Origin of the sequence: Bradyrhizobium sp. dw_78 (assembly GCF_018449525.1) — a bacterium.
In the GTDB taxonomy this organism is placed as follows: domain Bacteria; phylum Pseudomonadota; class Alphaproteobacteria; order Rhizobiales; family Xanthobacteraceae; genus Bradyrhizobium.
The window spans coordinates 1,140,035-1,153,153 of the sequence record NZ_JAAVUS010000001.1; the positions used below are offsets into that span (position 1 = coordinate 1,140,035).

General features: G+C 64.5%; 15 protein-coding genes. 11 read left to right on the forward strand and 4 right to left on the reverse strand.

Translation table 11 applies throughout. From position 1 onward, the window contains the following. The first annotated feature begins 36 nt into the window (after positions 1-36). Genes atpD through HB630_RS05365 form a run of 9 tightly spaced genes read left to right on the forward strand, consistent with a single transcriptional unit; the run spans position 37 to position 6,539 of the window. Complete coding sequence (atpD, locus tag HB630_RS05325) at positions 37-1,461, forward strand: F0F1 ATP synthase subunit beta (RefSeq protein WP_213770524.1); 1,425 nt, start codon at positions 37-39, stop codon at positions 1,459-1,461. After that, on the forward strand, positions 1,458-1,880 hold the full coding sequence (locus HB630_RS05330; protein ID WP_213770525.1) for a F0F1 ATP synthase subunit epsilon: 423 nt from the start codon (positions 1,458-1,460) through the stop codon (positions 1,878-1,880). The genes atpD and HB630_RS05330 overlap by 4 nt, the downstream gene beginning before the upstream one ends. Then, positions 1,877-2,170, forward strand: a complete 294-nt coding sequence (locus HB630_RS05335; RefSeq protein ID WP_213770526.1) for an AtpZ/AtpI family protein — start codon at positions 1,877-1,879, stop codon at positions 2,168-2,170. The genes HB630_RS05330 and HB630_RS05335 overlap by 4 nt, the downstream gene beginning before the upstream one ends. Then, positions 2,167-2,466 (forward strand): ATP synthase subunit I, encoded by a 300-nt coding sequence (locus HB630_RS05340; protein WP_213770527.1) that lies wholly within the window; start codon positions 2,167-2,169, stop codon positions 2,464-2,466. Before HB630_RS05335 ends, HB630_RS05340 begins: the two co-directional genes overlap by 4 nt. Continuing rightward, positions 2,463-3,176 (forward strand): F0F1 ATP synthase subunit A, encoded by a 714-nt coding sequence (locus HB630_RS05345; protein ID WP_213770528.1) that lies wholly within the window; start codon positions 2,463-2,465, stop codon positions 3,174-3,176. The genes HB630_RS05340 and HB630_RS05345 overlap by 4 nt, the downstream gene beginning before the upstream one ends. Continuing rightward, on the forward strand, positions 3,173-3,418 hold the full coding sequence (locus HB630_RS05350; protein WP_213770529.1) for a F0F1 ATP synthase subunit C: 246 nt from the start codon (positions 3,173-3,175) through the stop codon (positions 3,416-3,418). Before HB630_RS05345 ends, HB630_RS05350 begins: the two co-directional genes overlap by 4 nt. Positions 3,419-3,422: 4 nt before the next feature. Continuing rightward, positions 3,423-4,166 carry an ATPase gene (locus HB630_RS05355; protein ID WP_213770530.1) on the forward strand — a complete coding sequence of 248 codons (744 nt, stop codon included), beginning with the start codon at positions 3,423-3,425 and terminating at the stop codon, positions 4,164-4,166. Further along, positions 4,150-5,697 (forward strand): F0F1 ATP synthase subunit alpha, encoded by a 1,548-nt coding sequence (locus HB630_RS05360; RefSeq protein ID WP_213770531.1) that lies wholly within the window; start codon positions 4,150-4,152, stop codon positions 5,695-5,697. Before HB630_RS05355 ends, HB630_RS05360 begins: the two co-directional genes overlap by 17 nt. After that, positions 5,694-6,539 (forward strand): F0F1 ATP synthase subunit gamma, encoded by an 846-nt coding sequence (locus HB630_RS05365; protein WP_213770532.1) that lies wholly within the window; start codon positions 5,694-5,696, stop codon positions 6,537-6,539. The genes HB630_RS05360 and HB630_RS05365 overlap by 4 nt, the downstream gene beginning before the upstream one ends. Before the next feature lie 38 nt (positions 6,540-6,577). On the opposite strand, the gene HB630_RS05370 is transcribed toward HB630_RS05365, so the two are convergent. The 4 genes from HB630_RS05370 to HB630_RS05385 form a co-directional block, all read right to left on the reverse strand. After that, positions 6,578-7,306: a CBS domain-containing protein gene (locus tag HB630_RS05370; RefSeq protein WP_213770533.1), complete on the reverse strand. Its 729-nt coding sequence runs from the start codon at positions 7,304-7,306 to the stop codon at positions 6,578-6,580. A gap of 114 nt (positions 7,307-7,420) precedes the next feature. Continuing rightward, a complete protein-coding gene (locus HB630_RS05375) occupies positions 7,421-8,650 on the reverse strand; it encodes an ion transporter (RefSeq protein WP_213770534.1) in 1,230 nt (409 codons plus the stop codon). Between the two features lie 11 nt (positions 8,651-8,661). Then, complete coding sequence (locus tag HB630_RS05380) at positions 8,662-9,495, reverse strand: universal stress protein (RefSeq protein WP_213770535.1); 834 nt, start codon at positions 9,493-9,495, stop codon at positions 8,662-8,664. Positions 9,496-9,637: 142 nt separating this feature from the next. After that, complete coding sequence (locus HB630_RS05385; RefSeq protein ID WP_213770537.1) at positions 9,638-9,892, reverse strand: hypothetical protein; 255 nt, start codon at positions 9,890-9,892, stop codon at positions 9,638-9,640. Between the two features lie 267 nt (positions 9,893-10,159). On the opposite strand from HB630_RS05385, the gene HB630_RS05390 reads away from it, so the two are divergent. After that, on the forward strand, positions 10,160-10,639 hold the full coding sequence (locus HB630_RS05390) for a CBS domain-containing protein (protein ID WP_213770538.1): 480 nt from the start codon (positions 10,160-10,162) through the stop codon (positions 10,637-10,639). Next, a complete protein-coding gene (locus HB630_RS05395; RefSeq protein ID WP_213770539.1) occupies positions 10,621-13,074 on the forward strand; it encodes a GNAT family N-acetyltransferase in 2,454 nt (817 codons plus the stop codon). Before HB630_RS05390 ends, HB630_RS05395 begins: the two co-directional genes overlap by 19 nt. The last annotated feature ends 45 nt before the right edge of the window (positions 13,075-13,119 follow it).

Below are 13,119 nucleotides of genomic sequence, written 5' to 3' on the forward strand. Positions count from 1 at the left end.
AACTGAGTCGGGACTTCCTTTGCGCATGGTTTGAGGATGGATGAAGTTGCACGAAAAGGCACCGTTATTTCCGTTCGCGGGGCGGTCGTCGATGTCGGCTTCGCCGGGGGCAGGCTTCCTCCGATCAATACGGCGCTGAGCGTGCGCTGGGACCGTCCGGAAACCCTTGTGCTTGAAGTTCATGCCCATCTCGACGGATCGCGGATTCGCGCGATCGCGCTTCAAAGCACGTCCGGGCTGGCGCGCGGTGTTGACGTCGATGTCCAGGATGGCCCGATTGCGGTCCCGGTCGGCGAGGCCGTATTGGGGCGGCTGCTCGATGTGCTCGGCCAGGTCTGCGATCGGGGCGAGGCGTTTCCCGCGTCGACCCCGCGGCGCTCCATCCATCACGCGCCGCCGGCGCTGGCGGAGGAGACCGCGACCCGGTCGATCTTCGAAACCGGCATCAAGGTGATCGACCTGCTGGCGCCGCTGGCGCAAGGCGGCAAGGCCGCGATGTTTGGCGGAGCGGGCGTCGGCAAGACAGTGTTGGTGATGGAACTCATCCACGCCATGGTCGAGAAATACGAAGGTATCTCCGTCTTTGCAGGCGTCGGCGAGCGTTCCCGCGAAGGTCATGAACTGCTGACCGACATGCAGAGCTCCGGCGTGTTGGAGCGGACCGTCCTGGTCTATGGCCAGATGAACGAGCCGCCCGGCGCCCGTTGGCGGGTGCCGATGACGGCGCTGACCATTGCGGAATATTTCCGCGACCAGAAGCATCAGAACGTGCTGCTGTTGATGGATAACGTATTCCGTTTCGTGCAGGCTGGCAGCGAGGTCTCGAGCCTGCTGGGCCGGCTGCCTTCGCGCGTCGGATATCAGCCGACGCTCGCCACCGAAGTGGCTTCGCTGCAGGAGCGGATCGCCTCGGTGGCAGGCGCGTCGGTGACGGCGATCCAGGCCGTTTACGTGCCGGCCGACGATTTCACCGATCCGGCGGTGAGCGCGATCTCCAGCCATATGGACAGCACCATCATGCTGTCGCGCGAGCTCGCCGCCGAAGGTTTCTATCCCGCCGTCGATCCGCTGGCGTCGTCCTCGGCGCTGCTCGATCCGCTGGTGGTCGGCGAGGAGCATTACCGGATCGCCGAGCAGACGCGCGAGACGCTGGCGCGGCTCAAGGAGCTTCAGGACATCATTGCCCTTCTCGGTGTGGAGGAGTTAGGGGCGGCCGATCGCGTGCTCGTCAGGCGGGCGCGGCGTTTGCAGCGCTTTTTGGCCCAGCCGTTCGCGGTGACCGAGGCTTTCACGGGCACGCCGGGCCGAAGTGTCCGGCGCGAGGAAACCCTTGCCGGCTGCCGCGCCATTCTCGCCGGCGAAACCGACGACTGGGCGGAGAGTTCGCTCTACATGGTCGGAACCATCGATGAAGCGCGCCAGAAGGAAGCGGCCGCGGCCAAGGCGAGGGCGCCGGCATGAGATTGCGCATCACCACGCCCATATCGCTTGTCGTCGATGAGGACGCGGTTCGCGCCGTCAGGGCCGAAGACGCCAGCGGCAGCTTCGGCATCATGCCGGGCCACGCCGATTTCCTGACCAGCCTCGCGACGTCGGTCGTGAGCTGGCAGCGCCATGACGGACGGCGCTCCTATTGCGCGGTCCGCGGCGGCATTCTTACGGTCAATCATGGCCAGGAGGTCGCTATCGCGTCGCGGGAAGCGATCGCCGGCGACGATCTGGCCGCGCTCGATCAGGAGGTGCTTCGCCGCTTCCGCGAGGATCTGGAAGAGCAGCGCAAAAGCCGGGTCGACAGCATGCGGCTTCAGGTCAACGCCATTCGCTATATCATGCAGCATCTCCGTCCCGACCACCGTGGAGCAGGGAATATGTTTCCATGACCGCGCCGCAGGTCGATCCGGATGAGGGCGACGAACTGGTGCGCGGCGCACGGTTGCGCAACCAGCGGCATCAGCACTGGCTGCGCGAGGGCGAGTCGTCGGTCGCCCGGCGGCTGGCGCAGATCGGCGTGCTGGGCTGGATTGTCGTGGTGCCGATGCTGGTCGGCATCTTCGCCGGCCGGTGGCTCGATGGCGCCTTCAATACCGGCATTTTCTACACCGCGCCGTTGTTGATGCTCGGGCTCGGGCTCGGCTGCTGGTCGGCCTGGCGATGGGTGAACACCGCATGAGCATTTTTTCATTCAACCCGTCATGGATGACGGCGCTGGTCCTCGCTCTGCACCTGCTCGCGGGGATCGGCCTCGGCCTTCTGTATTTCCATGCCCTGCGCCGCAATGTGGGGCTGCTGGTGGGCGGGGGGCGCGTGGTGTTGTCGCTGGCGCTGACGGCGGGGCGTTTCGGGCTTGTCGCGGTGTTGTTCGTCCTGGCCGCGCGCGAAGGCGCGCTGCCATTGTTGACGCTCGCCGCCAGTTTCGAGATCGCCCGCCGGCTTGTCCTGCGCCGAGCCCGCGAGGCGGTCGCATGAACTCGCCGCTCTCGTCGATTCCGCTGTTTCATATCGGGCCCGTCCCGATCAGTTCGGCGGTGGCCGTGACCTGGGTCATCATGGCCGCGCTGGTGTTGGGCGCGATCGCATTGTCTCGTTGTCTGAAGTTGGTCCCTTCGGCCACCCAGGCGGTCTTCGAACTGGTCGTCGAGACCGTGGATGCCCAGATACGCGATACGATGCGGGTCGGGCCGGCGCCTTACCGTGCGTTCATCGGGACATTGTTCGCCTTTATCTTCGTCGCGAACTGGTCCTCGCTGATCCCTGGTGTCGAGCCGCCGACCGCCCATCTCGAGACCGACGCCGCATTGGCGTTGATCGTCTTCCTCGCCGTGATCTGGTTCGGCATCCGGGCCGGCGGCGTGCGCGGTTATCTCGCGACGTTCGCCACGCCGAGCCCGCTGATGATCCCGCTCAACTTCCTTGAGAGCATCACGCGCACGTTCTCGCTGCTGGTCCGGCTGTTCGGCAATGTCATGAGCGGCGTCTTCGTGATCGGTATCGTGCTGTCGCTGGCGGGACTTCTGGTTCCGATTCCGCTGATGGCGCTCGATCTGCTGACCGGCGCGGTTCAGGCCTATATCTTCGCGGTCCTGGCCATGGTTTTCATCGCCGGCACGGTCAGCGAAGGCAAGGAAGATCCAGAATCATCAAATCCAGATTCACTAATTCCGGGGACACATCCATGAACTGGCTAGCACTCGCAAGCATCGTATCGGCCGCGATGGCGGTATCGTTCGGCGCCATCGGCCCGGCGCTCGCCGAAGGCCGGGCGGTCGCCGCCGCCATGGATGCGATCGCCCGTCAGCCCGAGGCCGCGAACACCATCTCGCGGACGCTGTTCGTCGGCCTCGCGATGATCGAGACCATGGCGATCTACTGCCTGGTGATCGCGCTGCTGCTGCTGTTCGCCAATCCCTTGCTGAAATGATCGCATGACCATCGATTGGTGGACCCTTGGGCTTCAGACCGTCAATGTCCTTGTTCTGGTCTGGCTATTGGCGCGCTTCTTCTGGCGGCCGGTGGCGGCCATGATCGAGGAGCGGCGCAAGGCCGTGCAGCAAACGCTGGCCGAGGCCGAGGCGAAGCGCGGCGAGGCCGACGCCGCTTTGGCCGATATCAAGCGGACGCGCATGAGTTTCGACGGCGAACGCCAGGCGATCCTCGCTTCCGCCGAGGAGGCGGCCGAAAAGCTGCGCCATGAGCGCGTTGCCCAGGGCGAGAACGAGGCCGCGGCGTTGCGTGCGGCGGCGCAAGCGACGATCGACCAGGGCAAGAAGGCCGCCGACAAGGCCTGGACCGAGCGCGCCGGCCGGTTGGCGATAGAGATTGCGCAGCGGCTGGCCGCGCGTCTCGACGGCGCCGCTGTGCAAACGGCGTTCCTCGATTGGCTCATTGCCGATATCGGCAAATTGCCGATCGCGGTCCGCGAGGGGCTGACCGCTCCGGGCGTCACGCTCGTCCTGGCGAGCGCGGCCCCGCTCAGTGCCGACGATCAGGCGCGTTGCGGCGTCCGGATCGGCCAGGCCTTGAACGCCACCGTGCAGCTTGATTTCACCGCCGATCCCGCGCTGATTGCCGGCCTCGAGCTGCGCGGGCCAAGCATCATCATGCGTAACAGCTGGCAGGCCGACCTGTCGCACATCCTGGCGGATATCACGAATGACAGCCGATCGTGACGCACCGGCGGATCTCTGGCTCGACCGCGCCCGGTCGAAGCTGGAGCGCGCGCAGCTCGGGCCGCATGTGGAGGAAGTAGGGAAGGTCGTCCGGATCGAAGATGGCATCGCGCTGATCTCCGGGCTGCCAAGCGCGCGGCTCGACGAGCTCCTGCGTTTCGACAACGGCCAGTTCGGCTTTGTCCAGGTGCTCGAGACCGATACCGTCGGCTGCGTGCTGCTCGACGGCAGCGATACGGTCGAAGCCGGCGACATGGTGCGGGGCACGGGCGACGTGGTGCGGGTGCCGGTGGGGCCGGCGCTGCTCGGCCGCATCGTCGATCCGCTCGGCCGTCCGCTCGACGGCAAGGAGCCGATCGCCGGCGAACGCGAGCCGATCGAGTGCCCGGCGCCCGGCATCATCGACCGAGATCTGGTCAGCCAGCCGGTCCAGACCGGCCTCGTTGTCGTCGATACGCTGTTTGCGCTCGGCCGTGGCCAGCGTGAATTGATCATCGGCGACCGTTCGACCGGCAAGACGACGATCGCGGTCGACACCATCATCAACCAGAAGACCAGCGATATCATCTGCGTCTATGTCGCGATCGGGCAGAAAAGCTCCAACGTCAAGCGCGCCATCGATGCGATCCAGTCCGGCGGCGCCTTCGATCGCTGCATCGTCGTCGTCGCCGGCGCCGCCAACCCGGCGGGCTTGCAGTGGATCGCGCCCTTTGCCGGTTTCACGATGGCCGAATATTTCCGCGACCGCGGCCAGCATGCGCTGATCGTCGTCGACGATCTCACCAAGCACGCCGCCTGCCACCGCGAGATCGCGCTGCTCACCCGTCAGTCGCCGGGCCGCGAGGCCTATCCGGGCGACGTGTTCTATGTGCATTCGAGGCTGTTGGAGCGGGCCGCGAAGCTGTCCGCAGAGAAGGGCGGCGGATCGCTGACGGCGTTGCCGATCGCCGAGACCGACGCGGGCAATCTCAGCGCCTATATTCCGACAAACCTGATCTCGATCACCGACGGCCAGATCGTGCTCGACACCAAGCTCTTTCACGAGGGGCAGAAACCCGCGGTCGATGTCGGCACCAGTGTCAGCCGGGTCGGGGGCAAGACGCAGGCGAAGGCGCTTCGCGAGGCCGCAGCGACCTTGCGTCTCGATTACACCCAGTTCCTGGAGCTGGAGATGTTCACCCGGTTCGGCGGCATGCCGGATGCGCGCGTGCGTCAGCAATTGAGCCGCGGCGCGAGTATTCGCACGGCTCTCGCCCAGGGACAGCACCAGCCGCTGCAACTCGCCGATGAGGTTGCGCTGGTGACAGCGGTCCAGAGCGGAATCCTCGACGGGCTGGCCCCAGCGGCATTGGCCGCCTTCCGCGCCGGGCTGTCCGCGATGCTCGACCGGGATGTTCCTGCCATCGTGCGGGCCATCAACCGGGCCGGCTCGCTCGACCAGTCCGGCAGGGCCGGGTTGATCGAGGCGCTGCAAAAATATGCTGCGGCCTTGCAGCCCGGCAACGGGCCACCGGGAGCGGCGGCGTCATGACCGAACGTCTCGCCGATATTCGCGCCCGGATCGGGGGGGTGCGCCAGCTCGATGCGGTGGTGAACGCCATGCGCAGCATGGCCGCGGCGCGAGTCCAGCAGGCGCGGGGCCAGCTTGTCGCCGTCGACGGCTTTGCGGCGACGGTGGCGGCCGCGATAGGCAGGAGTCTGGCGCTGGTTCCGTCCGCCCGCGAGCCGGCGGGCGAGGGATCCGGCCGCCTCGGTATCGTGGTTTTTTGCGCCGAGCAGGGATTTGCCGGGGCCTTCAGCGAGCGGGTGCTGAACGCGATCGGCAACGACGCCGGCTCTTCCGACCTGTTCCTGGTCGGAACCCGCGGTCGTGCGGTCGCGGCGGAACGGAATCTCGCCGTCGGCTGGAACGATGCGATGCCGCCCAATTCGCTCGGGATTCCCAAACTCGCCGACCGGATTGCCTCGGCCGTGTACGACCGCGTCGCCGCCCACGAGGTGACCCGGCTCGATACAATGTTCACGCGCTGGCAACCAGGCCGCGGCTTTGCCGTCGAGCGCATCAATCTTTTTCCGCTCGACCGCAAGGCTTTCGCGACGGCGGTTGCCGCCGACGCTCCGCTGGTCAACCTTGAGCCGGACGCGTTACTGGGGGCGCTTACGGCGGATTACATCTACGCCCGGCTTTGTCATGCGGCGCTGCATGCATTCGCCGCGGAAAACGAGGCCCGTATGGAGGCAATGGCCTCGGCGCGCAGCCATATCGAGCGCCAGCTCACCGCGCTGCAAGCGCGGGAGCAACTGGTCCGCCAGGACGAAATCACCGCGGAGATCATCGAACTGGCGGCCGGAGAAAGCGCCAGCCGCAGATAAGCGGCCGGTGGAATATTCCAGTGATCCTGTTGGATCCTTTATGCCCGCCGCGCCGCTTTTTCGTCTTCCGGCGATTCGATGTAGAAACCTGAATAGGTATCCACGAAGCACAAATGATCGTGGACTTCCTTGACGCCCTCCACATTCTCGGCGGCGACGATGCTGGCCTGACGGGAGCGTTCGTCGATGACGATGCCGTGGAGATGGACGACGCCGTTGCGCACCGTGACCTGGAGGCCGAGCGGATGCCAATCGGCTTTCTCGATCGCCCGCGTGATCCGGTCGCGGATATGGTCGTCATCGGCGGTCGGATCCGGAACATCGCGCGCCAGACTGGCGACGGCCTGAAGCAAATTGGACCGGGTCACAATGCCGACCATGTCATTGCCCCGCAGCACCGGAAGCCGCTTGATGCCCTTTTTCTCCATCAACTTCACCAGTTCTTCGAGCGGCGTTTCCTCGTCGACGGTGACGGGATCGCAGGTCATCACGTCTTCGATCTTGCGGCCGCTCTCACGGGTGAATTCGTCGGCATCGCGTCCCGGACTCATCAGGAATTGAAGCCAGCGCGGCCGCTTGCGCTGTGTGCCGATCTCGGAGCGGCGCAGGAAATCACCCTCGGAGACGATGCCGACCAGTTTTCCCGATTTGTCGACAACGGGCAGGCCGCTGATGTGATTTTGCAGCATCTTGTTCGCGGCTTCCACGATCGGCGTCTCGGGTGTCACCGTAATTACGTTCTGCGTCATGACCTGATGGGCGCGCATGAAAATCTCCCTTGCTTGGATGTTAAGTTAGTAGCAGGCGCCTGCCATTGCATTTTGACCTATCGCAACCGGGACCGGCCGCCGAAGTTCTCCCCAAGGAATTGGAGGACGGAATCAAGGGGCGGGCGAACCGGCGAGTTCGCTCTCGGCGATATCCAGGTCCGGTTCTTCCAGGTCCCGCCCCAACTTTTCCCGAGCGGCGCTTTCGATCCGCCGGGCGAGTTCGGGCTGCCGGTCCATCAACGCATGGAGGTCCAGCGTATCCAGTACGAGCAGCCGTGTGGGCGCGACCGTCACGATTGTCGAGGATCGGCGCGTGCGCCGCAAGGCGGCAATCTCGCCGAAAAACTGTCCGGTTCCGAGCCGGAAGCGCTTGTGGCGGAGCCGGACTTCCACCTCGCCATCGGCGATCAGATACATCGCGCGGGCCTGCTCGCCGCGGCGGGCGATGACCGCGCCGCTCTCCAGTTTCTGGGCCCGCAAGACCTTCATCACCTCGGCGATCTCCGCCGCGCTCAATTCGCTGAACAGCGGGATTCGCGCCACAAGGCCCCATGTGATGACAAAGTCCCTGCGGTGGACCTCGTCGGCGAAGGCGCTGGCGACGATGCCGATCGGCAGCGCCATCATCAATAGTCCCGCGAAGATGGTCAAGCCGGCCAGCATCCGCCCGATCGGCGTGACCGGAACGGCATCGCCATAGCCGACCGTCCCAAGCGTCACGACCGCCCACCATAAGGCGTCGGGGATCGTTCCGAATACGGCCGGCTGGGCATCGCGTTCGGCCAGATGCATGCCGGCGGCGGCGATCAACGCCGCTCCGAACAGGATGACGAAGCATCCCGTCAGCGCATGGCGTTCGGAATACAGCGCTTCCAGGAGCGAACGTATCGCGGGAGAATAGCGGGTGAGCTTGAAATAGCGCACCAGCCGCAGGACGAGCAGCGTCTTGAAATCGGCCGCGATGAAGAAGCCGAGCCAGAGCGGCAGCAGCGCGCCCAGATCGATCAGGCCCGAGAGGCCGGTGACGTAGCGGAGCCGCGACAGCAACGGCCCGTAGCGCCGGAACGGCGGATGTTCGGGCGCGCACCAGAGACGCGCAAGGTATTCGAGCGTAAAAACGGCAGTGGCGACGATTTCAATGCCGCGGAACGGCTCAGCATAGGTGATCGCGAGCCGCGGTACTGACTCCAGCACCGTTGCAGTAAGCGTGATGACGACCAGGAAAACAAGCAGCCCGTTGACGGCGAGACTGGCGCCGTCATTGCTGGAGTCCTGTTCGAGGATCGCATAGAGCCGGCGCCGCCACGCTTTCCACCGCGCCCGTAGAAGCTGCCGGCTCACGGGCTGCACCGTCAATGCGACATCAGGGTCGGAACCGTCATCGACTGGAACATCGCCCTGGTCACGCCGCCGAGAAGGCCCTCCTGCAAACGGGAGTGGCCATAGCCGCCCATTACCAGCAGATCGAGGCTGAGATCAGCGGCGGTGGAGAGAAGCATGGGCTGGATGTCGGCATGACCGGCCGTCAGTCGTTCCACGACCGCCGTAAGGCCGTGACGCGCGAGACAGGTTTTCGCGGCCTCCGCGTTCACTTCGCTGGCCGCTTCATCGTCGTTGGCGCTGATGATCGTGATCGTGTCGGCTTCTTTCAGGAACGGCGTGGCATCCCGCAGCGCGCGGGCCGCAGCCCGGCTTCCGTCCCAGGCGATGCCGATCCGTTTCGGGGTACACGGACCCTTATGCGTGTAGGGCAGGACAAGCACCGGTCCGCCCGATTGGAACAGGATTTCCTGCGCCATCGCATTGTCGTTGGACGCGGATTCCGGGTCCGGCTGAAGCACGATGGTCAGGTCATGAAGGCGGGCGGCTCCGCCGGCGATGGTCCAGGCCTCGTTTGGAGAAGCCGTCAATGCGCGGCAGCTGTAGGAAATTCCGGCCTTGGCGGCGGCGGTGTTGAATTCGGCCATCGCGCTGTTGGCGCGCTCCATGGCGCGTTCGCGTTCGATATCGTAAACGGCCGCCATCGCCGCCGCGCCGTCGGCCACAAAGGCGACGCTGGTGAGTTCATAGCCGATGGAGAGGGCGTCCAGTTGGGCGTTTCGGCTGGTTGCGATCGAGATCGCGCCCTCAATGACCGGTCGCGCCGCTCGTTCTGAGGGAATATGGACAAGAATATTTTTCAGCATCTCGGTTTTCCTCCTGCCGGTTGAGCAAGTCATACGATAAAATTTAGCCGGAATGCCACTATCCGGATTTGATTTAGCTCACAACCGCAAGAGGTTCTCCGGACGTGGCCCGATTCAGCACGGACGTATTTTCGAGTCCCGATCAGGCCGCGGAAATGTTGTCGTGCTTCCTTGCAGCCGCACGCCCGATCAGGGTGACAAATCCGAGCGCGGACAGGAACGATGCCGTACCGCAGACATAGGCGGCCACGGCCACAACGAAAGCCAGCTCCCGACATCCCCGCGGCTGTGCCGCAATTCCGGAGCCGAGGTCCGAAAAGGCGACATGATACAGGACGAGCAACAGCGCGCAGCAAAGCCCGCTCACCAGCGCGAAAAAGAACAATCGTTTTGTCATGATCGTATCCATGCGGCGCGACGATGACTGCTTTCGCTGTGACTCGCTATTCAGGTGTTTTCCTTAGGTAGGAATCTCGATCGAGACGATTCTTAACAATGGTTAAGGGAGCCCGCTTCTTTCACCGGTGCGGGCGTCTTCGATGGTTCCGCATTGTTCGATAGGCCCATGCCTGGAGGTGGAGGCTTGATCCTTGTCAAGGCTGATCGGTATGTCTGTCCTAAAGTTCAATGCATGGTTCATGCCCATTGAACAGGAGACTCCGGCATGTACGAGTTCCTTCAGGAGACGGTCGCGGACAATATGACGAGGCATGTGAAGTGCGTCGCACCGGAAACGACCGTGGGTGATCTTCATCGGCTGTTCGCCGTCGACGAGTTCGATGCTTATCCGGTTTTGCGTGATGATGTCGTCGTCGGATTGGTGTCAAAATTCGACGCGATGAAGCCGTTTGCGTTTACGCCGGATTGCATCCTGCCGCATTATGATGATCTGGTGGGAACGACGGTGGACGAGATCATGAGCCGCAACGTTGTTTTCGTCGATGTGGAGACGAAGCTCCAGCGCGTGTTGCAGATGATGGTGACACAGCGGTTGAAAAGCGTTCCGGTCCTTGACAAGGCCGGGTGTCTCGTCGGCATTATCGCACGAAGCGATGTCCTCCGCGCGCTCGATCGTTGTAGCGAGCAGCGTGACCGACAGCAGCCTGGAGCGCCAGAACCCTTGCAGTGTCTATATATCGCCTAGACCGGTTATTTGCGCCGCGCTCGCTCGCGCTGGTAGGCGGAAGCGAGTGCCTTCGCTCGCCCGGCCGGGCCGTAATCCGCAATATTCTTGACGCGGGCTTTGGCGGACAAATCGGGGTCGTCAATCCTCACCGTGCGGAAGTGGGCGGGTTGGCGGCGCAGCCGAAACTATCCGCGCTTGGATTCGTTCCGGGCCTGATCGTGGTTACGGCGCCCGCAGCGCTGGTTCCGGCGATCCTGGCCGAGGCCGGCGCGCGCGGCGTGGCGGGGGCCGTGATCCTGAGTTCGGGCTTTGATCGCGGCGAAGGCGCGCGGTGGGAACAGGTCAGGCAGGCGGCGCGCAAGACCGGCATGCGGATCGTCGGCCCGAATAGCCTGGGCATCGCGATGCCGGGTGCAAAACTCAACGCCAGCCTCGGCGCGCATTCGCCCCGAAGCGGCAATCTCGCCTTCATCTCGCAATCGGCCGATATCGCCGCGGCCGCGATCGGATGCGCGGCGGAACGGCAGATCGGCTTCTCGGGCCTGGTGTCGGTTGGCGACGAACTCGATGTCGATATCGCCGATTGCCTCGATTATTTCGCGCTCGACCAGAAGACGCGCGCGATCCTGCTCCATCTGGAATCCGTCAGGGACGCCCGCAAGTTCATGTCGGCGGCGCGTGCGGCGGCGCGATTGAAGCCGGTCGTGGTCGTCAGATCCGGATGTGTGGCGCAAAACGACGGGGCTGAGGGCAGGGACGGCGAGGCCTCGATCGGGTCCGATGCCGTCTATGACGCGGCGTTTCGCCGGGCCGGACTGCTGCGGATGGCTGGTCTTGGCGAGATGTTCTGCAGCGCCGAAGTGCTGGGGCGGGCTCCGTTGCCCGCGGGCAAACGTCTTGCCGTTCTAACCGATGGCGCCGCGCTCGGCGTGCTCGCCATCAACGAACTGCAGGAGCTTGGCGGCGTTCGGGCGGAGCTGATGCCCGAGACACAGCGCCGGCTCGAGGACGCGCTGCCGGCTGGCGGTCCGGCGTCAAACCCGGTCGATATCGCAAGCGATGCGGAGCCGGCGGAGTATGCGGCCGCGCTGGACATTCTCCTGTCTGAGTCCGCGGTCGATGGCGTCGTCGTGATCCATGTTGCCACCGCCGTAACGGACACCGCCGCCATTGCCACGGCGGTGAGCGAATGCATCGCCGCGAATCGCCGGCTGTGGCACGCCTCGGCCAAGCCCGTGCTCGCCTCGTTTGTCGGGGCCGATGCCGCGGCGACGGCGATTCTCGACCAGGCCGGCGTCCCGCATTTCGCCGTCGAAGACGAGGCCATACGCGCTTTCATGCATCTGGTGCGCCACCGTGAAACGATGGACCTCCTGACGGTGACGCCGCCGAGTGTTTCGGGTGAATTCAAGGCAAATCGCGCCGCTGCCGAACGGATCATCGCAGCCGCCATGGCCGAGGGCCGTTCTCGGCTCGATTCCGGCGAAGTCGCCGAACTGCTGGCGGCCTACGAGATAGCGTCGTTACCGACGAAGGCAGGCGACGCCGTTCGCGCTGATGGCGGGTTCTTGATCGGGATGTTCGATGATCCGGTCTTTGGTCCGGTCATGACGCTGGATCGCGATGGACGCGCTGTGGCGCGGCGAGACGGCCGGTCGTTCGCCCTGCCGCCGATGGACATGAGTCTGGCGCGCGATTTCGTTCAGGGAGCGATCGCGCTGTCTTGCGCCGATCCGCCGTCCGTCGCGATCGACGAGGCAGCCATTGCCGTCGTCAAATTGTCCCAGATGATCGGCGATTTTCCCGCGCTTCGTGAACTCGGCATCGATCTTCGTTTCGCGGACGGCGGCCTGTTCGCTTTCGATGCCGCGATCGGCGTGGGAAAACCGGCGGTTTTGTTCGCCGGCAACACGCGTCTTGCCGTTCGTCCCTATCCGGTGGAGTGGGAGACCGATCTGACCTTGAACGACGATTGGCGGGTTTTCGTCCGGCCGATCCGGCCCGAAGACGAACCGGATATCCGCGGTTTCCTCGGACGGGTGGATCTGAGCGATTTGAGGCTGCGTTTCCTGGACGCGATCAAGGAATTTCCGCACGCTTTTCTGGCGCGGCTGGTCCAGCTCGACTACGCGCGGGCCATGGCCTTTGTCGCATTTGACAAAGCAGGCCGGGACGTCATCGGTGTCGCGCGGCTGCACTCCGATTCCCTGTATGAGGCCGCCGAATATGCGATCCTGCTGCGCTCGGACCTGAAGGGCAAAGGTCTTGGCTGGGGCCTGATGGAGCTTTTGATTCGCTATGCGCGCAGCGAGGGGCTGAAGCGGCTGACCGGCCAGGTCCTGCAGGAAAACTCCCCCATGCTGGCGATGTGCCGCGAATTGGGCTTTTCGGCCAAGACCGATGCCGAGGACGGCGGCCTGGTCAATGTGACGCTGGAGCTGACGCAAGGTTAGGGTGGTGGGCAGGAGAAGATGCCGGCGCTGCTTCGCGTCCGGGAT

Excerpts from the sequence above, each read along its gene's own strand:
- atpD (WP_213770524.1), top strand. The coding sequence starts at position 37 with ATGGATGAAGTTGCACGAAAAGGCACCGTTATTTCCGTTCGCGGGGCG.
- HB630_RS05330 (WP_213770525.1), top strand. The coding sequence starts at position 1,458 with ATGAGATTGCGCATCACCACGCCCATATCGCTTGTCGTCGATGAGGAC.
- HB630_RS05335 (WP_213770526.1), top strand. The coding sequence starts at position 1,877 with ATGACCGCGCCGCAGGTCGATCCGGATGAGGGCGACGAACTGGTGCGC.
- HB630_RS05340 (WP_213770527.1), top strand. The coding sequence starts at position 2,167 with ATGAGCATTTTTTCATTCAACCCGTCATGGATGACGGCGCTGGTCCTC.
- HB630_RS05345 (WP_213770528.1), top strand. The coding sequence starts at position 2,463 with ATGAACTCGCCGCTCTCGTCGATTCCGCTGTTTCATATCGGGCCCGTC.
- HB630_RS05350 (WP_213770529.1), top strand. The coding sequence starts at position 3,173 with ATGAACTGGCTAGCACTCGCAAGCATCGTATCGGCCGCGATGGCGGTA.
- HB630_RS05355 (WP_213770530.1), top strand. The coding sequence starts at position 3,423 with ATGACCATCGATTGGTGGACCCTTGGGCTTCAGACCGTCAATGTCCTT.
- HB630_RS05360 (WP_213770531.1), top strand. The coding sequence starts at position 4,150 with ATGACAGCCGATCGTGACGCACCGGCGGATCTCTGGCTCGACCGCGCC.
- HB630_RS05365 (WP_213770532.1), top strand. The coding sequence starts at position 5,694 with ATGACCGAACGTCTCGCCGATATTCGCGCCCGGATCGGGGGGGTGCGC.
- HB630_RS05370 (WP_213770533.1), bottom strand. The coding sequence starts at position 7,306 with ATGCGCGCCCATCAGGTCATGACGCAGAACGTAATTACGGTGACACCC.
- HB630_RS05380 (WP_213770535.1), bottom strand. The coding sequence starts at position 9,495 with ATGCTGAAAAATATTCTTGTCCATATTCCCTCAGAACGAGCGGCGCGA.
- HB630_RS05385 (WP_213770537.1), bottom strand. The coding sequence starts at position 9,892 with ATGACAAAACGATTGTTCTTTTTCGCGCTGGTGAGCGGGCTTTGCTGC.
- HB630_RS05390 (WP_213770538.1), top strand. The coding sequence starts at position 10,160 with ATGTACGAGTTCCTTCAGGAGACGGTCGCGGACAATATGACGAGGCAT.